At 61.8% G+C, this 20,857-nt stretch carries 16 protein-coding genes; 8 read left to right on the forward strand and 8 right to left on the reverse strand.

The genetic code is table 11. The features are described 5' to 3' along the window. Positions 1–85 precede the first annotated feature (85 nt). Genes glf through ACFVWT_RS04005 form a run of 5 tightly spaced genes read left to right on the forward strand, consistent with a single transcriptional unit; the run spans position 86 to position 5,434 of the window. On the forward strand, positions 86–1,273 hold the full coding sequence (gene glf / locus ACFVWT_RS03985; protein WP_390245429.1) for a UDP-galactopyranose mutase: 1,188 nt from the start codon (positions 86–88) through the stop codon (positions 1,271–1,273). Then, positions 1,270–2,136 (forward strand): ABC transporter permease, encoded by an 867-nt coding sequence (locus tag ACFVWT_RS03990; RefSeq protein WP_390245430.1) that lies wholly within the window; start codon positions 1,270–1,272, stop codon positions 2,134–2,136. The genes glf and ACFVWT_RS03990 overlap by 4 nt, the downstream gene beginning before the upstream one ends. Further along, positions 2,136–2,867 carry an ABC transporter ATP-binding protein gene (locus ACFVWT_RS03995; protein ID WP_390247060.1) on the forward strand — a complete coding sequence of 244 codons (732 nt, stop codon included), beginning with the start codon at positions 2,136–2,138 and terminating at the stop codon, positions 2,865–2,867. The genes ACFVWT_RS03990 and ACFVWT_RS03995 overlap by 1 nt, the downstream gene beginning before the upstream one ends. Before the next feature lie 42 nt (positions 2,868–2,909). After that, the gene (locus ACFVWT_RS04000) at positions 2,910–4,535 is read left to right on the forward strand and encodes a glycosyltransferase (RefSeq protein WP_390245431.1); all 1,626 of its coding nucleotides are present in this window, start codon (positions 2,910–2,912) and stop codon (positions 4,533–4,535) included. Next, entirely contained in the window at positions 4,532–5,434 is a 903-nt protein-coding gene (locus tag ACFVWT_RS04005) for a glycosyltransferase family 2 protein (protein ID WP_390245433.1), read from the forward strand. Before ACFVWT_RS04000 ends, ACFVWT_RS04005 begins: the two co-directional genes overlap by 4 nt. 111 nt (positions 5,435–5,545) lie before the next feature. Here the strand turns inward: ACFVWT_RS04005 and ACFVWT_RS04010 are convergent, their stop codons facing one another. After that, the gene (locus ACFVWT_RS04010) at positions 5,546–6,679 is read right to left on the reverse strand and encodes a polysaccharide pyruvyl transferase family protein (protein WP_390245435.1); all 1,134 of its coding nucleotides are present in this window, start codon (positions 6,677–6,679) and stop codon (positions 5,546–5,548) included. Positions 6,680–6,854: 175 nt separating this feature from the next. On the opposite strand from ACFVWT_RS04010, the gene ACFVWT_RS04015 reads away from it, so the two are divergent. Then, positions 6,855–8,081 (forward strand): acyltransferase family protein, encoded by a 1,227-nt coding sequence (locus ACFVWT_RS04015; protein ID WP_390245437.1) that lies wholly within the window; start codon positions 6,855–6,857, stop codon positions 8,079–8,081. Here the strand turns inward: ACFVWT_RS04015 and ACFVWT_RS04020 are convergent. From ACFVWT_RS04020 to ACFVWT_RS04040, 5 genes are all read right to left on the reverse strand, one after another. Then, complete coding sequence (locus ACFVWT_RS04020) at positions 8,078–8,938, reverse strand: glycosyltransferase family 2 protein (protein WP_390245439.1); 861 nt, start codon at positions 8,936–8,938, stop codon at positions 8,078–8,080. The genes ACFVWT_RS04015 and ACFVWT_RS04020 overlap by 4 nt on opposite strands. Then, complete coding sequence (locus tag ACFVWT_RS04025) at positions 8,935–9,450, reverse strand: GtrA family protein (RefSeq protein ID WP_390245441.1); 516 nt, start codon at positions 9,448–9,450, stop codon at positions 8,935–8,937. The genes ACFVWT_RS04020 and ACFVWT_RS04025 overlap by 4 nt, the downstream gene beginning before the upstream one ends. Beyond that, on the reverse strand, positions 9,450–11,684 hold the full coding sequence (locus ACFVWT_RS04030) for a hypothetical protein (protein ID WP_390245443.1): 2,235 nt from the start codon (positions 11,682–11,684) through the stop codon (positions 9,450–9,452). Before ACFVWT_RS04030 ends, ACFVWT_RS04025 begins: the two co-directional genes overlap by 1 nt. Before the next feature lie 198 nt (positions 11,685–11,882). Further along, a complete protein-coding gene (locus ACFVWT_RS04035; protein WP_390245445.1) occupies positions 11,883–12,839 on the reverse strand; it encodes an NAD-dependent epimerase/dehydratase family protein in 957 nt (318 codons plus the stop codon). Next, positions 12,832–13,893: a glycosyltransferase gene (locus tag ACFVWT_RS04040; protein WP_390245447.1), complete on the reverse strand. Its 1,062-nt coding sequence runs from the start codon at positions 13,891–13,893 to the stop codon at positions 12,832–12,834. Before ACFVWT_RS04040 ends, ACFVWT_RS04035 begins: the two co-directional genes overlap by 8 nt. Positions 13,894–14,054: 161 nt before the next feature. Here ACFVWT_RS04040 and ACFVWT_RS04045 point away from each other — a divergent pair, with 161 nt between their 5' ends. Both ACFVWT_RS04045 and ACFVWT_RS04050 read left to right on the forward strand, forming a co-directional pair. Next, positions 14,055–15,983, forward strand: coding sequence for a hypothetical protein (locus ACFVWT_RS04045; RefSeq protein WP_390245449.1), 1,929 nt, complete (start codon positions 14,055–14,057; stop codon positions 15,981–15,983). A gap of 75 nt (positions 15,984–16,058) precedes the next feature. Further along, complete coding sequence (locus ACFVWT_RS04050; RefSeq protein WP_390245451.1) at positions 16,059–18,329, forward strand: hypothetical protein; 2,271 nt, start codon at positions 16,059–16,061, stop codon at positions 18,327–18,329. A 95-nt stretch (positions 18,330–18,424) separates the two neighbouring features. Here the strand turns inward: ACFVWT_RS04050 and ACFVWT_RS04055 are convergent, their stop codons facing one another. Together ACFVWT_RS04055 and rfbB are read right to left on the reverse strand one after the other, a co-directional pair. Then, entirely contained in the window at positions 18,425–19,843 is a 1,419-nt protein-coding gene (locus tag ACFVWT_RS04055; RefSeq protein WP_390247062.1) for a sugar nucleotide-binding protein, read from the reverse strand. Continuing rightward, positions 19,840–20,838, reverse strand: a complete 999-nt coding sequence (gene rfbB / locus ACFVWT_RS04060; protein WP_390245453.1) for a dTDP-glucose 4,6-dehydratase — start codon at positions 20,836–20,838, stop codon at positions 19,840–19,842. The genes ACFVWT_RS04055 and rfbB overlap by 4 nt, the downstream gene beginning before the upstream one ends. Positions 20,839–20,857: the final 19 nt, after the last annotated feature.

Here is a 20,857-nt window from a genome sequence, read left to right on the forward strand (position 1 = left end):
CACTACTGGCGGCACAGCCTCGGGTAGGCTAGAGCCGCAGCCAATGCACAACATTGGGCTGCCCGCATTCGAATCAGGAGATTTTGTGACCGCTGACCTCGTCATCGTAGGGTCGGGCTTTTTCGGCCTGACAATCGCAGAACAGGCCGCTACTGAGCTGGGCTTGAAGGTCGTTGTCCTCGACCGGCGCCACCATATCGGTGGCAATGCCTACAGCGAAAAGGAGGAGCAGACCGGCATCGAGGTGCACCGCTACGGGGCCCATCTGTTCCACACATCCAACGAGCGGGTGTGGGAGTACGTCAACCGATTCACGACGTTCACGAACTATGTGCACAAGGTCTACGGCGTCCACAAGGGCGAGGTGTACTCGTTGCCGATCAACCTCGCCACGATCAACCAGTTCTTCCGCGCCAACCTGACGCCGGGTCAGGCCCGGGAGCTGATCCAGGAACAGGCTGGCGAGCTTGCGGGCACTGATCCCCAGAACCTGAACGACAAGGGCATCCAGCTGATCGGCCGGCCGCTGTACGAGGCGTTCATCAAGCACTACACCGGCAAGCAGTGGCAGACGGATCCGAAGGACCTGCCCGCGGGAATCATCTCCCGCCTCCCGGTGCGCTACAACTACGACAACCGCTATTTCAACGACAAGTACGAAGGCCTGCCGACCAACGGCTACACCGCATGGATCGAAAAGATGGCGGAGCACCCGAACATTGAGGTCCGGCTCAACACCGACTTCTTCGATGAGTCGCACGAGTACAGCAAGAACAAGGTCGTAGGGAACATCCCCGTCGTCTACACCGGTCCGGTGGACCGATACTTCGACTTCGCGGAGGGCGACCTGTCCTGGCGGACTATCGACTTCGAAGAGGAAGTGCTCGACGTCGGAGACTTCCAGGGAACGTCAGTGGTGAACTACAACGACGACGACGTCCCGTTTACGCGCATTATCGAACCCCGCCATTTTCACCCGGAGCGTGACTACCAGAGTGAAAAGACCGTCATCATGCGTGAATTCTCGCGGGCGGCGGAGAAGGGCGACGAGCCGTACTACCCGATCAACACCGCGGCCGACCGCGAACGCCTGCTGAAGTACCGCGACCTCGCGGCTGCCGAGCAGGACGTTCTCTTCGGCGGCCGGCTGGGCACATACAAGTACCTCGACATGCACATGGCGATCGGCTCAGCCCTGACGATGTTTGACAACCAGATCCGCCCCCATTTTGTGTCTGGAACGAAGCTGGAAAGCGGAGGGGTAGACGCATGAGCGCTGAGCTGTTGGCTGCTCCCGACAAGGGCGGCGGCCTCTTGGACGTGCTCCGGCGCCGTGAACTCCTGCGGTTGATCGTGCGCAAAGAACTCAAGGTGCGCTACCGCAATTCGGTGCTTGGCCTGCTCTGGAGCTATGTCAAGCCCGGTGTGCAATTCATTGTGTTCTATTTCGCCCTCGGGGTCTTCCTGGGCCTGAACAAGCAGCCCAACTTCGTGATCTACATGTTCTCGGGCATCATTCTGGTGAACTTCTTTTCCGAGGCCTTCAGCAATGCAACCCGGTCCGTCGTTGCAAACGGCGCCCTGGTAAAGAAGATCTTCCTGCCTCGTGAGCTGTTCCCGGTGGCGTCCGTTTGGGTAGCTATCGTCCACTTCCTCCCGCAGTTCCTGATTCTGCTGTTCGCCTGCTTCTTTTTCGGATGGTCGCCGAGCATCTTCCAGATCCTCGGAGCCATAGGTGCATTCGTCATTGTCGCCATGCTGTCCCTCGGCCTCGGCCTACTGTTTGCCGCAGCCAACGTCATGTTCCGGGACTCCGAAAACATCGTTGATCTGATGCTCATGATGGCCACGTGGCTTTCGCCGGTACTTTACGCCTGGTATCTCGTTCGGGACACGCTGGGGGAGACCTTCTACTTCTTCTACCAGCTCAACCCGATGACCATTGCCGTTGAATTGTTCCATTTCGCATTCTGGGCACCGACTGCCGCGGTGCGCTCTGCCGCAGAAGGCGCCCGGATGCCGGAGAACCTCATTTCGCTATGGCTGCCGGTGGGTTTGTTGATCTCACTGGTGATCCTCGCAATTGGCCAGACCGTATTCCGTCGCCTTGAGGGCAGATTCGCGCAGGAGTTGTGATGACTGCAGAAGCAATCATTGTCGAGAACGTATCGAAACGCTTTAATCTCCGCCACACCCGGTCCCTCAAAGAAACCGTGGTCTGGCTCTTCAAGGGCCGCCGCGGAGACCTTTCCTCGACATTCATGGCGTTGGACGGAGTGGACGTCACCGTCGGTATCGGGGAGTCGGTCGCCCTGCTGGGCTTTAACGGTTCGGGAAAGTCCACCCTCCTCAAACTGATCTCCGGTGTTATGAGTACCGATTCCGGGAGTGTCAGGACACGCGGCAAGGTGGCCGGGCTCATTGAAGTGGGCGCAGGTTTTCACCCGGACCTGACAGGCCGTGAGAATGTGTTCCTGAACGGCGTCCTTCTTGGAATGACCGAGAAGGAGACGGAAGCGCGTTTTGACGAGATCGTCGCATTCTCCGAAATTGGAAAGTTCATTGATACCGAGGTGAAGTTCTACTCATCCGGTATGTTCCTGCGCCTTGCGTTTTCAGTCGCCGTTCATACGAACCCTGATGTCTTCCTGATTGATGAAATCCTCTCGGTGGGCGACGAACCATTCCAAAAGAAGTGCCTTGCGCGCATCCAGGAACTCCGTGAGTCAGGCTGCACGCTCGTCGTCGTCAGCCATGACCTCGACATGGTGAGCCGAGTCTGTGACAGGGGCGTGGTGCTGCGGCAAGGCAAGAAAGTTGCAGACGGGCCGATCGGGGAAGCAGTCCGCCTTCTCCGGGAAAGCTAGAACGAAACTGACACATGAACACGAATGCAGTAGGGAGTGCAGATGAGTAGGGCCCGAAAGCTCTTCGAAGTAATTGACGACGGCGGTTCAGGGCTGGCAGGCGGAGAGCCTCGACTTTCCAAGCGGGAGCTTGGCCTGCTTGTGGGCGGCTTGAACTACCATGCACTGATCCAGCCTGGCCGTGAATTCAAGGTCATCGTCCTCCGGGCCCCGGACGGAGAGTTTCCGCGACTGACCGGGTACGCCTGCCATAGGCATGAGTGGGAGCCGAACCGGGCTGTCGTTTGCACGGTGGGTGTCAAGAGCACGGTGCCGGCAACAGTGCCTGCTGACTCGGCTCCCGTGCCCCTGGTCCTCGACCTTGGAGGAGAACGGGCCGAAGGCGGGGCAACCTTCTACGATCGTCCCGGCCGGAAAGCCAAAGTGCTGCGCCGGGCCCGTTTCGGTGCGCCTATCGCGTTCGACGCCCTGCGCCAGGGCCTGACCGACTACTACGAAAAGCGCATCACGCCGAACCGCCGGCCCCAGAGGCTAGCGCCGATCGAATCGTCTGCGCCGTTGCCCAGGCCGTCGGAACACGGCGAACGTGCCATCATTTTCGGGCTGCATTGGCTGGAAATGGGCGGTGCGGAACGCTGGGCAATTGAAACCATTGCCTTGGCCCGCGAGGCCGGGTTCCTGCCCATCGTGCTGACAGACCGCGAGTCTGCCCACCCCTGGATTGTGCGGCCAGAACTCGACGGTGCGCTGGTGCTGCCGGTTAATCTTCCCATTTCGGACGAGGAAGAAACCCAACTCCTGTTGGCGCTGCTGACGAAGTTTGAAGTCCACGGAATCCATGTCCACCACAACGGGTGGCTTTACCACCGGCTCGCGTGGTTCAAAGCCATGGATCCGCGGATCCGGACGGCGGACTCCCTGCATGTCGTCGAATGGCGGACCGGCGGGTTCGTCGAACTGGCCGTGAAACTCTCCAACGCCATCGACATGCACCACGTCATCTCGCCGCAGCTGCGGGACTACATGGTCCTGCAGCGCGATGTCCCCAAGGAAAAGGTTTCGCTCGCTCCGCTCTACGGCTTGAACGAAGTCCATGCCGCCCCGAAGATCGAGAAGGAACTTGGACGCCCGTTCACCATCTCCTTCGTGGGCCGTCTCAGCCAGCAGAAGCGACCGTATCTGTTCCTCCGTTATGCAGCCCAGCTGAAGCGCTCCGCGGACCGGGAGGTGCGCTTTATCCTCCACGGCTCCGGAGCGCTGGAAGAAGAGACCTCGCGGCTGATTGCCAAGTACGGGCTGACGAATCACCTTGAGCTGCGCCAGCCACCGCATCCCGTGGATGACACGCTTGCGGATTCGGACCTGCTGGTGATTTCTTCGGACAACGAGGGACTCACCCTGACAACTTTCGAGGCGACGGCCCAGGACGTGGCGGTCTTGTCTACCGACGTCGGCTCCCAGGCTTCCCTCGTTTCCGCCAAGGCCCTCGTTCCGAGGCAACCGCTCGCGTTCATCAGGGAAGCTGTCGAGCGGACCAAGGCGATCATGGCCTCGGAGGAGCTGCGCGAAGAGATTGTGGAAGAACAAAGGCAGAAGATTGCCGCGCTGAAGGAACTCCCCGAAGCGCGGAAGTGGACCACTGAACTTTACGAAGGATGGAAAGCATGACCGACCAGGTCGCAGCCGTAGTCGTCACCTACAACCGGGTCGACAAGCTCGGAAGGGTTTTGGACTCAATCCTTGCCCAGACCCGGCCCGTCGATCGGTTGATTGTGATCGACAACGCCAGCACTGACTCAACGCCGCAGCTACTGTCCGTGTACGACGACGATCCCCGCGTGGAAGTTGTCCGGCTTGATTCCAACACGGGCGGGGCTGGTGGGTTCGCCGCCGGCATGGAACGTGCTTACGAGCGCGGCGCCGACTGGGTCTGGATTATGGACGATGACTGCTACACCGAGGAAACGGCACTTGAGAAACTCCTGACCGGCCACTCGGAAGCGGAACAGGAACTCGGCCGCAACGTACCGTACAGCTGCTCCCTGGTCCGCTATACGGACGGCTCGATCTGCGAGATGAACAACGCGGGCGCCACCTGGGACTGGGGACGCCTAATCGCCAAAGGCCAGCGGGCGGTGCTGATCACCAACTGTTCTTTCGTTTCAGTCCTGATTCCGCGCCGCTCCATCGCTAAGTACGGCCTGCCGTTGGTGGAATACTTCATCTGGTTCGACGACATGGAGTACACGCTTCGGATTAGCGCTGACGGACCCGGAGTCCAGATCCTCGACAGCGTTGTGACGCACGATATGCCGACGAACCGCGGGGTGAACTTCGGGGACCTGAATCCCGGCAATGCATGGAAGTTCTTCTACGGGGCGCGGAACGAGTCATCCTACCGCTGGCACCATGACGACAAACTTGCCTGGATACAGTTCGTGGCAACCACCTACGCCTGGATGGTCAAGGGCGGTGTAGGACGCCGGCTACAGCTCCAGGTTGCCAAGCAGATCCTTGCGGGCCTCAAGTTCGACCCCAAGCCGAAAATGGCCCGCAGCGTCCGCTGAAGGCTTGGTTCCTAAGTAACGTGGGGCCCCGCTTGGTGAACTGCTCCCAGTCACCAAGCGGGGCCCCATGTCTTTTGTGGCCGCTGCAATGCGGTCCCAGGCCTCCCGGGGTTACTTGACCGGATACAGTGAAAGAGCCTCTGCACGCTTGAGGCTCGCCAGTCGCAACGCCGTTGCTTCAAAGTCCGGGGAGCCGGTCGGCTCCGGCAGGGCGGCGTCGTCCTTGGTGGAGGCGTAGGTCCACCCGGTTCCGAGATCCAGCAGTGAACGGTGCTTGATGTCGTAGTAGTCGTCCAGGATGCCGATGGCCACACCCTTGGCGCCGGCAGAGGCCGCCACCATGTGGGGATGGTAGCGGGACGTGTACCAGAGCTGCCCGCGGCGGACGGGAAGGCCGTCACTCCAGACTTGCGTAAAGGGTACGAAATTCTCTTCGGGGATTAGGCCTTCCAAGGCGTCGAACATGCGCCGGTCCGATCCTGGGATCGCCTCAACGTAGCCGACCGTCAGGCCCTGTGCGAGCGACTGTTCAACAACGGCGCGCAGCTTTTCCCTGAGCCGATCGAAAGTGTCCTCATCGGTCATGTCGCTCTGGATGCACAGCATCACGTCTTTCGCGCGGGACACGACCGCTTGCGAGTTCTTGCTCCGGCTGAGCTCGTGGGGCAGTCCAAGGAACACGTCATCCAGCCCGGTCTCGAGGCCCAGGAAATCCGCGCTGGGATCATCGCGGACACTGACGGCTGAGAAATCTGCAAAGGTCTTCTGCAGCTGTTCGGCGTTCTCCGGCAGCGGCATCAGGCCGAGGCCGGAGGCGACGAGGCGGGCGCCGTTCAGCTTGCCTGCAGCTGCCATGCCCGAAACAAGCCCCACATGGTCAGGCCATACGCCATTGACATAACCGCCGCCCAGGAGGTGAATGGAATCCGCCTGGCCGAGGGCAAGGAGGCCGACGTCATACATGGGGGTACCTCCGTGGGCCACGAGGTTGCCGACGTGGTCCCATACCGCCTGCGCAGACTGGTCCGGAGCTTCGGCGCAGGAACGCCAGAGCGTATTGGTGGCGTGGAAGCCGGGATGGATCCCGGCAAACAATGCGGTTGCCGTACCCGGCTGCGGGCAGTCCAGCCATACGGATGCGTCCGGCCGGACGCGGGCAAGGAATCGCAGCCAGGACGCCACGATCAGCTCATCGCCGTAGTTCGGATTTCCGCCGGAGGCAATGAGATAGAGGTTATTTCCCATCCCTCGAAAGTATCACGGCGGGGCCTTTCGCCCGGCCGCCGGGTGCCGTCCATGTCGCCGACTGCACGCAGCCATCCGGTAGTCTGGAAAGAGTGCCCTTGAGGCGCGGACCCAGCGAAAGTCCCGAGGGAATCCCGCCCTGATAACGCAGAGGAACTGCATGCCGGAAAATGTCATGTTACAGACGCCACCCAAGACGGCTGCCCGCGCAGTGCAACAGGTCCACGCGCTGACCGGCGTGCGCATCGTAGCGGCGATGTGGGTAGTGCTGTTCCACGTTCGCGGCAACATTGCCTCGGAGTTTCCTTGGTTGGGACACGTCATCGGACCGGTTCTTGCCCACGGGGAACTCGGCGTCGACCTCTTCTTCGCACTCAGCGGCTATGTGCTGGCATTGAACTACGGTGAGCGCATGGGGTGGCGGTTGGATCGTAATGCCACCGTCAAGTTCTGGTGGGCTCGCCTGGCGCGTGTCTGGCCGGCGTATGTATTCATGCTGGTGTTCGCCGCCGTATGGCACGGGATCCTTCTCGCCCGGCAAAGTGATGATCCTGTAGATGTGCGCGACTACAGCGTTGGCAGCTTCCTGCGCCAACTCACGCTTGTGGTGCAGTGGACTGAGCCCGGTTTTGACCGGTTGACCTGGAACGGAGCCGCGTGGTCAGTCTCCGCCGAGGCATTCGCGTACCTTTTGTTCCCCGTGATGGTCCTTCTGATTTTCCGCCTCAACAGGTCGCTCAGCACCCGCTCCCTGGTGATCATGGCCGGAGTGCTCCTGTTTCCCGTGGTGTTCTTTTCCTACGTGCTGGGCCTCTACGCCGGCTGGATGTGGCTGCTCCGCATCCTGTGCGCCTTTATGGCCGGGGCGCTCATGTTCTATATCGTCCAGCGGGTGCCTGACACTGCCCGGAACCGCCTGATGGCAAGCCACATCATTGTCCTGGCGACGGCCGTCATTATTGCCGGATGCTACTGGATGGATCTCACCGCCCGGCCGCGTTACATAGGACTGCTGATCCCTGTACTCGTGGTGATTGTCGGAGCCCTGGGAATGGCCGACCGGCATGTGGCAAAGGTCCTGGGCAGTAAAGCGCTGGTGGTGGGCGGAATGGCCTCCTACAGCATCTACCTCGTGCACATGCCGCTGATTGAGATCTTCTGGAAGCTGCAGATGACATTCCCGGCGACCCTCGGCACGGGAACGGTGGGGGCCAAGCTCGGCTTCATCCTGATACCGGCCGTGGTGTCCGTGTTTGGCTACTGCCTGTGGCGGTTCTTCGAAGAACCCGCCCGCCGTAAGATGCGCGTGATGTCGACCCAGCAAATCCCGGAACGGGCCGTTGATGATCCCGAGGTCGGCCACAGCCACATCCATGGCGCGGCCGACCGGAAATCGTCCTAGACGGTACTTTCCACCGCGTGTTCATGGCCCATGCGCTTGCGTAGCCGCATGTACGCCAGCCTGCGGGCATAGGACATGGCCACAGCCTTCAGATTGCCAGTCAGCAGATCAAGACGGCTGAGGACACCCGGGTGCGTCCGTGCAACGTGGTTGTGGAACGCGATGGCCTGGTCTGACTGCTGCCTCGCCAGTCGGACGCTCCACTGGCTGGCGCTGATGCGGAATTTGGCCAGGCTGCGACGGATTGCCACGACGTCACCGTGGAAGCAGATCCGGGCGTACGTCGCCTCATCGATAAGGTACGGGTGGGTATTGTCCCAGCCCCCTTCCTTCTCAAGCAGGTCCCGGCGGAACATGACACACGCCGGTTCCCCGAAGATGTTGGAACCGGCAACAACCGTGGCCCGGACGGCCTTTGCCCCGCTCACCAGTCCTGAGATGCCTTGAAGGCCCCTGCTTTTGATGAATACCTCGCCGCTGGAGTCGACCAGGTCGCGCTGGCTGGCTACCAGGACCGCCGTCGGATGCGCATCGAAGGCTGCCACCTGCTCGGCAAGTGCTGTCGGTGCAATGATGTCATCGCCACAGACCAGTTTTACGTACTTGCCTTTGGCCTCGGCACTGACTCTGTTCCAGTTGGCCTGCGCCCCGCCGCCGACAGGCGTGGGGCTAAGGATGCGGAGCTTCGGGTGACCGCTGTAGCCGTCGATGACGTCCTTCGTTCCGTCAACTGACGAGTGGTCGGCAATGACAACCTCGTAATCGTCATAAGTCTGGTTCAGAACCGAATCGAGCGTTTCAGCAATGTACTGGACGTTGTTGTATGCGGGGATGACTATGGAGACTTTCGGAGTCATGCCGTCTCTTCCTCTTTAGTGCCGCTGATTGTGGCGGTCTCTGCTTGCTCCGGTGAATGCTTGCGCCGGAATGAAAAGTGCCGGTGCCCGAAGTAACTGATGATTACGGACAACAGGGTGATGGCAAGTTGCGTCGGGATCCTCGGGAAGTGCAGCAGATCAGCAAACACCGAAAGAAGTCCGATGTTCACCAGCAGGGACGTGAGGTTCACGAGGGCGAATCGGCCCAGGTCCAGCCAGACGTGTCCTTTGACGCGGAAGACAAGCTTCCGGTAGACGAAGAAGACTGCGATGAGCGAGATCGTCCACGACGCGGACAGAAGGATAAATGATGGGGCCTGCGGGAAGGCCAAGGCCAGAACAATGAAGAGGCCAGTGCTGAAGGCTGTGTTGGCGCCGCCAACGAGGAGGAACGCAACTCGCTGGTCTTTGACGATTTTCATCAGCGGGCCGGGCGGCCCGGAATGGATTCCGCGCACCGGCTCGTCCGCTGCGGGCGGATGGGAAGCCACTATTTGTCCTCTTTTCTCAGAGCGTATTCCGGTTCTGCCTCGCCGGAGCGGAGTGCGGGATCGGGGGAGTGGGTGGACACCGGACCGGCGTCAGCCCCGGGGCCGGAGTCGTCCCGGCTATCGCTGACCGCCGTTGACTCGTGAGGGGACTCCGGCCGCCGGCGCCCGCGAAGCGCATGGACCAGCGACCAGGCGGCACCCAGAAGCAATGCGGCAACCAGGGAGGCGATTTCGACGTTCCAGCCTGGCGGCTGGAACGAAACGGTCACGGTCTTGCCGGCCATGTCCGGAGCCACGTTGACAGTCAGGAGGTAGCCGCGGAGGGGATCGACGATGGTGGCGCCCTGAGCGGCATAGCCTGGCCAGGCAATGCGGCTCAGCGTCACGGTTCCGCCCGAAGCCGGGACCTCGTTCACTTTGAAGGTGACCTGGGAGCTGGAGTTGGACACCGGGTCGACGACAGTTCCCTCGGACGCGTAGACGGGAGCGCCCACGGACCCGAGGGGCGTATCCCGCGTCCACATGACCGTATTCGTAGTCCGGGAGGCAACAGACCAGCCCGACGGCGGAACAGCCATGGCCAGTTGGGCACCTGAGGTGTCGGCGGCGTCGCGGACTATCTGGACAGTGTCTACGCGAAGGAGGTCTGCGAGCGGCTTGCCCGACGTCGGGTCGATTTCGAACAGCTTTGTACTGAGTTCCTTACAGGTCTCGCCGCGGGAGGCGATGCAGAGGTCTTTCGAGTAGGCGGCGTTCTGGATAGGGCTGTAGAGGTTGTGCACAGACACGGGATTCAGATACCACATGTTGCCTACGAGGGACTCGCTCCAAATGGAGGGGTCGAGGGCGGACGGCGTGCCCACAACGACTGCCTGGCCCTTCGCTCCGGAGAGCTGTGTGGAGTACTTCGACGTGTCCGCCGGCAGTTTGAAGTCCTGGACGGGCGGGTTGGGAAAGTAGTAGTGCTGTGGAAAGGCCAGTGCCAGGGAAGTCGCCACCAAAACGGCGGCCACCACGCCGTCGGCCTTTGACCTGGTCCGGATCATTCGCAATGCCACCGCAGTCACGGCAAATCCGACGGCCATGATGAGAACCATGCGGGCGCTGACTGCCCATAGTTCCGGTTTGCCGGTCCACCCAAGGTAAACACTGCCCATGAAGACAGCAGCGGTGCTGAGCCAACGCGTGCGGGAGACGGCGCTTACCCGCGCCGAGGAAAGGGCCACACAGAAGAGCACGATGGCGGCAAGGCACACGTAGGGCATCAAGCGGACAGGCGTCCGGAGCGGTCCGAGGTCGCTGGGAGCGAGGGTCAGCATCAACGACAAAAGCAGGAATACCGGAACGCTGGCCATCCCGGGTGTCAGGCGCCGTAGCTGCCGGAAGTTGACCAGGGCAAAGAGCGGCAGGAACCACGCTATGTAGGTCAGAGGTGCAGGAGCGAACGGACCCCACCACCAGGAAGCCACCTGCGGGAGGTTACTTGGAAGCGCAGATCCGGCCAGGCCCGTCAGGTCCACTGTCAGGAAGTTTGTGTTGGCTACAACCTGGGTACGGGCCGTGCTCCGCAGGGTCAGGACTCCTGGAAGGTAAACAGCCAGGGCAACCAGGCCAAGCAACGCGCCTGACGATACGGTCTTTACGAGGGACTTCCAGTCCCGGCCGACCAGCAATTCAACAATGACGGCAACGAACAGAAGGACCATCATGATGGTTCCGTGCACGTATCCGACGGTTACCAGGAGGTAGCCCGAGACGAGGACGGGTAGCGGCGACTTTTGCTGGTTGCACATCCGTCGAAGGGACCACCAGACAAACGGCAGGAACGCCCACACCATCAGCCCCGTTACCCACGACGGGGAATCAAGATAGACCGTGAATCCCGCAACCGTGGATGCAACCCCCGCCACAAAAGCCCAGGGTCGCAAGGCTCCGAGGCTGCGGCTGACGAGATATATGCCGACGCTGGCCGTGGCCAGCAGTACCACTTTGACCAGGGTAGAGAAGACCAGGGCGTTGCTGAAATATGTTGACGCCAAGCCGATCCCCAGCGTCACCGGGCTGAAAATGCCCCACTGCCCCTCGGCGGCATAGTTGCCTGCCTGCCAGCCTTCAGCGCTGAACAATGGCCACTGGCCGGAGCGGAGCATGTCTCCTATTTCGCGCCAGATCGGATATGCGCCGATCTGGGTGTCGTCGTAGAAGTAGAACCGGTGGTTGAAAATGACCGGCACTAACGCGGCCAGTATGGTGGCCACCGGTGTGGCCAGGGCCCACAACCAACCAGGATTTCCGGTCCTGGCCGCTGAGGGTCGTTCTTGAATATTCAACTCGGCACGGTCTCTTTCTGTTGCTAACGCTCCATCTAGGGTACCGAATGGGGCGGCTCCCCCCATTTTCCGCAGCACCCGCCGGCCGGCGGCTTGGCTCCGCTACAAGGAGCCGGAGGCGCTTCTGAGGGTCTGCATATCCCGCACCGTTGCGTCGATTCCCACGGGAAGGGGAGTGAAAGGGCGGTTGTCGAGTTCCGTCCAAACTACCGATCTCAGGCGCAGGTCGTGCGCCTGTGCTTTCGCATACGGCGAGGCACCGAGCACAATTCGCGGTCGGCGCTTGAAAACGGTCTTGCACGCCCCGATGAGTGCACCAATCGTGTCTGCCCTTTGGGTCGCGATGATCTTCGTCACCGCCTGGCCGGTGACGACGTCGGATCCTGACAGGCGGTCGATGCAATCAGCTATCAAGGCCGCGGCGTCGTCAATGAAAATATAGTCGCGCAGGGTGTCGAGGGAAACGTAGACGGACACGGGCTGTCCGGTCAGGTAAGCCTTGGCAAATACCGAAATCAGGCCCTGGGGCTTGGCGAGGTTTTGCCCAGGACCATAGAGGTTGGCCACCCGGCCAATCAACACCCGGGTGCCTGATGTGGCTGCGAACCCGGTCACGGCCTGTTCCGCAGCGAGCTTCGCAAAACCGTAGGGAGCCAGGGGCTGGGGGGTGCTCTCTTCGGTGTACGGAGGATCCGGAGCACCGGCATAAACGCCGCCGGCTGACGAAGCGAGGAAGAACCGGCCCGGAGCGGAACCCGGGGTGCATAGGATTTCGGCTACCGAATCGAGCGTGGCCTTGAAGACCTCGAGTTCGGAGTCCAGCTCGGATTGGGATGTTCCGGTAACGCCGGCGCCGGCGCACCAGGCAATCACCCAGGGCCTGCCGTCAGCGAGGGTCCTCAGCTGTTCGGCTCCGGCGGCCAGGGCCGCTTTGGCAGCGGCAGCATCGTTCCAAGGAATAGAGGAGGTGAGTACGTCATGGCCCCTCGACTTGAGTACGGAGACGAGGCCGCGTCCCAGCAGGCCGCCTGCGCCGACGACCCATACCGGATCAGGCATTGGGCGTGTTTCCCCCGGCTGTTCCGTGCCCTGCCGGCGCCGCCACGGTGCTGGGCTTCCCCAGGGGGCCGACAGCAGGATCGCTGACGATCAGGTATGCGGGCTTGCCCATAGCCATGTTGACGTTGACGCCAACATACTCTGCGATCACCCCGAGGGAGAAAAGGATGGCCCCCGTGCTGATGAGGATGACAATCATCGTGGAGGTCCAGCCCTGTTGCCCCGCGCCGTGTCCCGTGAGGTAGGCGATGAGGAGGTAGACGGCCAGGCAGATGCCCAGGAACGCGAACAGGGCCCCGATTAGGCTGACCAGCCGGAGCCCCCGGGTGCCGCTGGAGATGACCATACGCCAGAAGTGGGACAGCAGGGTCCGCAACCGATAGCCGGACGCGCGGTCGCCCTCTTCCCGCAGGGCTACAGGGCAGGTGGCGACATTGGACGCGATCCAGCCCAGCGCCACATCAAGGTAGACGGCGTTGCCTGCGTAGGCGGCCACGGAACGGGCAACCTCGCCGGTAACCAGCCGGAAGCTTTGGTAATTGGGGGCATCGTTACTCGACAGGAGCGCGGACACCACTTTCTTCGCGCCCTTCGACGCCGCATTGCGAAGGAAACCGTGCGGAGGTTTGTTGCTCGGCAGGGCATAAACCAAAGTGGACTGCCGGGCCATGGCGGTGTCCAGCATGTCGGCAATAGCGGCGGGATCGTGCTGGCCGTCCTCGTCCATGGTGACAACCCAGTCGCCGCCGGCTGAAGCCATCCCCGCAAGGGTTGCAGGGTGCTGTCCGAAGTTGCGGCTGAGCCACACGCCGCGGACAATGTCGTAGCGGGCTACCAGGTCGCGGATAACCTCGGCTGAACGGTCCGGGCCGTGGTCGAAAACAAGAAGGACTTCTGCAATGACAAACCGGTGGCCGGCCGGCGAAATCCGGGGTTCCGCCAGTCCCATAAGTTCCGCAACAACCGCCGGAAGCGTCTTTTCGCCCTGGTAGACAGGAACGACAACGGAAATACGATGGGTGCTGGCCGAAGAGCCTGTCACTGCATTGGTCATGTGCACAGAGTCTACCGGTTTGGCGAGAATGCAGTGTGACGCCGGCATGGGGCCGCGAACCCGTCGCTGGCGCCGCAGGCCTTAGAATCTTTACTTGTAACCGAGCAGCCTCCGGGAAGCTGCCCAGAAATTCAACGGAAAATATCGGGGTATCCAGCGGAATGACACAGCAAACAGCTGCCAAGAAGTCCCGGAGCAAATGGCAGCACATGGTCTCAGCCGCCGCCATCACAGTGTCAGGACTGATGTACTGGGTGCTCCAGGTCCGCCCGCTCACTACGAGTGCCGGGTTCAGCTGGCAGAACTTCCGCCAGTATTTCCCATACGACCAGTACTCCTACCTGGCGATTGCAGTCAACGTCAAGAACGGGAACATGGCTGCCGTCGAACCGTTCACGGAAACAGGCACCAATCATTATCCGCGCCTGTATTACGTCTTTCTTGGTCTGTTGTCGCGGCTTTTCAACACCGACATCATTGCCACGTGGCAAGTTGCCGGCCTGGCCTTCCAATTCGTCATGGTGGCAGCCATCAGCTGGCTACTGATCCGCCTGTCCGGCGTCCCAATCCTCGGTGTCCTCGGGTTTTTGCCGAGCATTATCGGCACCTTCGCGGTCGCCGCCACCGGTAACTGGCACCATTCCCTCGACAACCACGGCGTTCTCTGGGGTGCCTTCGGCGTGCTGTTTACGCTTAACGGCGAGTCCGCGGCGCTGTCGATTGCGGTCACGGCAATCTGCCTTCTCATAGGAGTCACGTTTCCCCTGCTGGATGGCAAGGCGTCGCCAGGCGTGAAGGGGCGTACCGCCGTCGTGATTGTTGCCGCCGCCGCGGTGGGGGCCCTGGCCAACGTGCAAACCTACTCCTTCCTGACTGCCGTTTACCTTCTCGTCTACGCAACCGGTGCCTACGGGCTGTTGAAGTACGGGCGCAAATGGCACACGGCCGTGAGCCTGGGACTGCTGGCCGGAGTGCTCCTTGGCGGAACGACAATCGCGGCAACGGCGGGCCCGCTGGTGACCCTGATGGCCGGCCTCCTTGCCGCTGCGCCGGGATTTGCCCTCGTTCTCTGGAGATATAAGGTTCCGGTCATCGCCGCCTGTGCGTCGCTGGCACTGGCAGCATCTCCCACCATCCTCGGAACTTTGCTTGGTCTCGCGGACAAGGATGATTTCCTGACCTACCGGGAACTGTCGTCCAATGCCCTGGGCGTGCCGCTTTGGACCGGCGTCCTCGGCGCGCTGGTTCCGCTGCTTATGCTTGGCCTGATCTTCTGGGCTGGCATTACCCAAAGGAATAAAGCCTGGCTGGCATTCGCCCTGGGCTCTGTCTTCGCGTGGCCCCTTGTCGCCAGCAATGATCTTTGGGGCGCGAACCAGGAGCCCTACCGTTTCTGGATCGACAGCTTCACTATGGTCACTGCGGCGGCGGTTCCGGTATTCTGCCAGGTTGCCGTCCGTAGCTGGCGTCTCTGGCGGGAGGGACGGACGGCGCAGCTCCGGAACACTGACTCACCCGATGGATCTGCCTCGTCGGCGCACGTGGACGTCTCCTTCGGCCGCACACCGGGGATCGTGGTGGCGACGGCATGCGTGGCGGTGGTGGCTGCATTTGCCGTGACCCTCTCCGACTACTCGAAATTTTCGGACTATGTCCACGACTACGGCACGGCCAGCTTCAATGATCCGCAGGCCCTTGCAATCAAGACAGCTGCGATGCCGCTGACAGAACCCGGCTCCGAGCTGCGGGTAACGGTGGACGGCAAGGGGCAGGCCTCGGAACTTGTGATGTTTGATCCGTGCATCAGCCCCTTCCGGGTAAAGGCGCTGACCGGCCTGCCCACCGCCTTCTATAACCTTGGCCTGGCCTGGCCCAGGAATGAAAAAGACATCCGCGAGATCCTGGTGCAGCGCTCCAAGGGAACGTTTGCCCAGCCGGCTGCGGAGAAGGTTGATATCCGCTACGTGCTAACCGACACCGGCTGCCCGACGGGCTGGCAGGGGCAGGTCAACGGTGCCAAAATATCGGAGGCCAACTACAGCAACGGCGGTCAGCCGGCCACGATCACGCTCTGGAAGGTAGCGGGCTAAGCGAGCTTGATTGCCCGGATCCGCATGCCATACCCGTGCCGGAGTGGGCCTACCGAATCATGAAGACAGGGAATTATGCACGACAGTGAAGACGCACCGGCGCGTTCGCTATTTTGGGTTCTCCTAACGGCACTTGGCGTCCTGCTCCTGAGCCTGGTTCCGCTGATCTGGACGCCGCGCTTCTATTTTTGGGACGACACCGAAAACGGTGCATACGGAGTTTGGTATCACCTGGGCCAGTCGCTGTTGTCCGGCACGGTGCCGATCCTCAATCCCCAAGTGTGGTCCAGCGGGAACTATGCGGCCGAAGGGCAGTGGGGAACCTGGAACCCCCTCGTTATGCTCATTGGGGTCATTGTCTACCTCGCGCCTGATGCCGTTGTAGTAACAACCAGCCTTAAAATCGCCTTCTTGGTCATCGGCGGTGTGGGCTGCTATTTGTTGAGCAGATCGTTCAAGGTCCCGCCCGCCTTGGCAGTGGTGGCAGGGGTTGCTTCGCCTTTGAACGGCTTCACCATTTTCTTTGACGCCCCTTCGTGGGTTACGGGGCAAATCGCGTGGGCAGTCGTGCCCTATTTCTGGATGCTGCTGAAGATGGCCGCAGAAGGCCGGCGGAGTCCGCTCTGGGCTTTCTTGGCAGGCTATCTCGTTGTCACCATTGGGTACGTCGCCGGAACCGTGGCGGTGGGGTTTGTCCTGCTGGCCGTGGGCGTTGACGCCCTGCTGAAACGCCGATGGGGGACGGCATGGCGCACTGCGGCGATTGGGTTCGGCCTGGTCCTGGTCGCCGTCGTGGTTTACCTTCCCGGCGTCCTGTCTGCGGCTGTGACAACGCGAAGCACAACCGCCATCGCCAACGACGACTTCATGGGAACCGACCTCAGCGGTCTCCTGAGTTCCACCATCGCCACTGCCTACCCCATGATGCCTTCGTGGTGGTGGGGCGGCTTCTCCGCACCGGCGCCGGCGCTGTATATAGCCTGGTTCCTGCCGCTCGTCGCGTTCCTGAGCTGGCGGAGGATCCGGGCGTACGCACCGCAGATCAGGGACATACTGTTCTTCGCGGCGCTGTCGCTGATGTTTGTGCTGCTGCCCTCGACCGTGGGCCCGCTCCGATACCCGGCCCGCTTTATGCCTTACCTGGCGTTGGTTTGCATCCTTCTGTGCGTTGTGTTGCTCTCCCACGCTCTGGCCAAGCATCCTTCGAAGCTCTCTCTGCTGGGTGCAACGGGCGCCATTGCGTTCGGTGTCTACGGGGGCTGGGCCCAATATCCCGACCGCTATCTGGCGATCTTCCTGGCCGGTGTCCTCGCCATAGCCGCCATCTGCGTCCTGTGGTGGCGGATGCGGGGAAACACTCTGCGGCTGGACAAACTCTCCATGGCTTCCTCCGTCGCCGTGGTCTGCCTCGGCGTGACGTTTGGCACCACCCTGCTGCAGTTCCGGACAACCGCCGTGAGCCCGCTCTCTGATCCCGCGGTGCCAGCTGATACGTCCATTCCCAAGAGTGTCCTGGCGGGTGTCCGCGGCGAGGTTCTGGTGGTCGGGGATCCCCTCGATTACCCGCAGGATGAGTCGACGTGGTCCAGGACCCTGATGGCCAACACCTGGTACCTCAGCCCCGCGTCGGTCCTGAACAGGTACCAGTTGATCGGGCACACCCAGTACAACAAGGCGCTGTGTCTGCGCTACCTGGGCGGCACGTGCGCTGAACTCCTGGACCGCCTTTTCGAGCAACGGGAGGAAACGGGCATGCTGCTGGTTGACGAACTGGGGATCGATAACATTCAAATCCTGAAAAAGTCGTTTGACGGAAATCAGCGGCCCGCAGCTTCAAACAACTACATTGGAAGGCAGGACGCAGTCCCTGTCCGATCCGTCCCAGCGGGATGGCACCAGGCCAGCGACGATGGCGAGATTGCGCTTTGGAGCCGCGACGTTCCGGTTGGCTCGTCCGGCGGGCTCGTCTGGACGTCGGCAGGCACCAAATTGACGGAAACCGCGCGCAGTGCCACCGAGGTTACGCTTCGCGTTGACCAGGTTCCGGCGGGCGGCGGCCGCGCTGCGTTTGCACGGCTGCCATGGCCCGGGTACCAAGTCCGCGGAGGAGATATGGGCTCTCCGGTCGATGGTTTCCTGCTTGCCGTCGACGTGCCCGCGGATGCCGCCGGAGACACGGTGTCAATCGCTTTTACGCCCCCGGGCTGGGCAGCTGGTGTCGCGCTGTGGTCCGTCGGCGTGGGCGGAACGCTGTTGTGGGCTGCCTTGGACTTTGTTGCGGCCCGACGCCGTCGCACTCCTGAACTGGCAGCTCCGGAAGAAACCCCCGTTCCTATCCGGCCATAGTCGAAGGGGTCAGAGAACATAATTTCGGCAGCTATATGTGGGAAAAGCCGGGTGCAGTCCGTGGGGACTGCACCCGGCTTTTCCGCCCCGCGGCGCTAAACAGTTGCCTGGCTGGCGCTGAGGTACTGGGCCAGGGCGGTCTTGGAGTTCCGTGGCCGGAATCCGGTTGCCTTGATCTTCCCCAGGTCCAGGACGCTGTTCAGCGGACGCGGCGCGGCTGCCTTGTCCTTGAAGTACTCGGCGGTGCTGACCCCGGAGACAACGGATCGTTCCGCGCCGCTGAGTTCGTAGACGTCGGCGGCGATTTCCGCCCAGGACTGGGGGGATCCGTCGTTGCTCAGGTTGTACGTTCCGAACGGCGCGTTGGATCCGAGCAGGTGTTTGATACCGTCGGCGATGTCCGTGGCGAAGGTCAGTCGTCCGATCTGGTCATCGACGACGGCGGGCTGGACGCCGCGTCCGGCCAGGCCTGCCATGGTGCGGACGAAGTTGTTACCTTCTCCGATGACCCAGCTGGTCCGGACGATGTAGTGACGGGGGACCGTGCTGACGATGGCGTCGCCGGCGGCCTTGCTCTGCCCATAGACGCCCAGGGGAGTAAACGGTTCGTCCTCAGTGTGTTCGGTGCGGGTCCCGTCGAAGACGTAGTCGCTGGAGACGTGCACCAGCGTCAGGGAGTGTTCCGCCGCGATGCGGGCCAGCCGGCTGACGGCGGTGGCGTTGATGGCCCAGGCGGCCTCACGTCCCGGCCCGGTTTCGGCGGCGTCCACTGCGGTGTAGGCGGCGGCATTGATGATGGTGCTGTAGTTGCCCCAGTGCCGTGCCGTGTAGGATGCCGGGTCCAGGAGGTCGAAGTCCTGCCGGCCTGCGAACTCGACGGAGGCGTCGCCGTCGTATGCCTTGCGCAGGGCGCGCCCCAGCTGACCGTCAGCGCCCAGGACCAGCGTCTTTCGGGGGCCCATGGGTTTGACGTCGGCGAGGCGCGGGTGGCCCAGATCCTTGTCGGAGACCTCGGCCTCCGACAGGGGAACAGGCCAGGGAATATCGACTGTTTCGTCGGCAAGGTTCAGGAAGGTGTATTCGGCGTCCGGTGACCAGTGGTCGTTGACGAGATAGACGTAGGAGGTGTTGTCCTCCAGCGTCTGATACGAGTTGGCGACACCGCGGGGAATGAAGATCGCTTTGCTGGCGTCGAGCTCCGCCGTGAAGACCGCCCCGAAGGACGGTCCCTCCCGGAGGTCCACCCAGGCGCCAAAGATCCGGCCTGTGGCCACAGAGACGAACTTGTCCCAAGGCTCTGCGTGGATCCCCCTGGTTGTTCCGGCTTTGTCGTTGAAGGAGATGTTGTTCTGTACAGGGCCGAAGTCGGGCAGGCCGGCGGCAACCATCTTTTCCCGCTGCCAGTTCTCTTTGAACCAGCCCCGGTTGTCGCCATAGACCGGCAGGTCATAGATAACGACGCCGGGAATCGGCGTTTGCGCGCCTGCGAGTTTCTTTTGAAACTCCATGCTTATTGGCCCTGCTCCTTGTACTTGGCTTCGGTGGCGGCCTTTTGCGGGCGCCACCAGTCCTCGTTGTTGCGGTACCAGGCGATGGTGTCCTCGATGCCGGCGTCGAAGTTGGAGAATTCCGGCTTCCAGCCGAGTTCGGTGCGGAGCTTGGTGGAGTCGATGGCGTAGCGCAGGTCGTGGCCGGGGCGGTCCACGACGTGGTCGTACGCGTCGCGGGGCTGGCCCATGTGCTCAAGGATGAGTTCGACGACTTCCTTGTTGTTCTTTTCGCCGTCGGCCCCGATCAGGTAGGTCTCACCGATGATGCCTTTTTCGATGATCGCCAGGACAGCCGAGGAGTGGTCGTTGGCGTGGATCCAGTCGCGGACGTTTTCGCCCTTGCCGTAGAGCTTGGGACGGATGCCGTCGATGACGTTGGTGATCTGGCGGGGAATGAACTTTTCCACGTGCTGGTAGGGGCCGTAGTTGTTCGAGCAGTTGCTGATGGTGGCCTGCAGCCCGAAGGAACGCACCCAGGCGCGGACCAGGAGGTCGGAACCCGCCTTGGTGGAGGAGTACGGGCTCGACGGGTTGTACGGGGTGTTTTCGGTGAACCGCTCGGGGTCATCGAGTTCCAGGTCGCCGTAGACCTCGTCGGTGGAGATGTGGTGGAAGCGCTTGTTGTGCTTGCGGGCCGCTTCGATCAGCGTGTAGGTGCCGATGATGTTTGTGTCCAGGAACGGGCGGGGGTCGTGCAGGGAGTTGTCGTTGTGGGACTCGGCCGCGTAGTGGACCACGACGTCATGGTCTGCCACGAGCCGGTCGACGACGGAGGGATCGGAGATGTCGCCTTCCACGAAGGCGAAACGGTCCTCGGGCAGGTGCCTCAGTGACTCGCGGTTTCCGGCGTAGGTGAGCTTGTCCAATACGGTGACATAGTTGTCCGTGTTGGCCATTACATAATGGACAAAATTCGAGCCGATGAATCCGGCGCCGCCGGTTACGAGAAGTCGCTGCATAGTTTCATAGGTTACCGGA

Source organism: Arthrobacter sp. NPDC058288, assembly GCF_042880995.1.
Classification (GTDB): domain Bacteria; phylum Actinomycetota; class Actinomycetes; order Actinomycetales; family Micrococcaceae; genus Arthrobacter.